This is a genomic window from Kitasatospora phosalacinea, from assembly GCF_000716545.1.
Classification (GTDB): Bacteria; Actinomycetota; Actinomycetes; order Streptomycetales; family Streptomycetaceae; genus Kitasatospora; species Kitasatospora phosalacinea.
In genome coordinates this window covers 1-460 of the sequence record NZ_JNWZ01000178.1, presented here as the reverse complement: position 1 = coordinate 460, position 460 = coordinate 1, and the positions used below count along the sequence as shown (strand labels likewise).

General features: G+C 77.8%; 1 pseudogene. It reads right to left on the bottom strand.

The window, feature by feature from the left end:
* Positions 1-460, bottom strand: a pseudogene (locus OO48_RS34025) (hypothetical protein); the annotation flags it as partial.

Sequence of the window (460 nt, the reverse complement as noted above, 5' to 3'; positions counted from 1 at the left end):
AGGCGGAGGCGGTCCAGGTTTCGGGGGTGGCGGGGGTCGGGGCGGGGAGGGCGCCGGTGACGGTGAAGGTGTAGGTGCCGGGGCGCAGCGGGAGGTCGGGCGGGGTGGTGAAGCGGTAGACCAGGGTGTCGCGGTCCAGGGCGATGGTGACGACCGCGCCGGGGAGGTCGGTGGCGGGGGCGGTGCCCGGGAGGGTGGTGGGGCGGTTCAGCCGGAATTCGACCTGGAGGGCGGTCATCGCCTCGTCCAGGTCGAGCCGCAGGGTGTGCCGGGTGCCGGTCGGGCCGAGCGGGTCGGTGCGGGCGGCGCCGTGCAGGGTGTGCGGGAGGGGCGCGGAGGGGTCGGGGCCCGGGGCGGGGGAGCTCTGGACCAGTGACGCCGGCTGGGCGTGCGGCGCGGGCAGCGTCGTCGAGTTCGAGGTGCGCCCCGGCGACCGGGTGGCGGCCGGACAGGTGCTGGC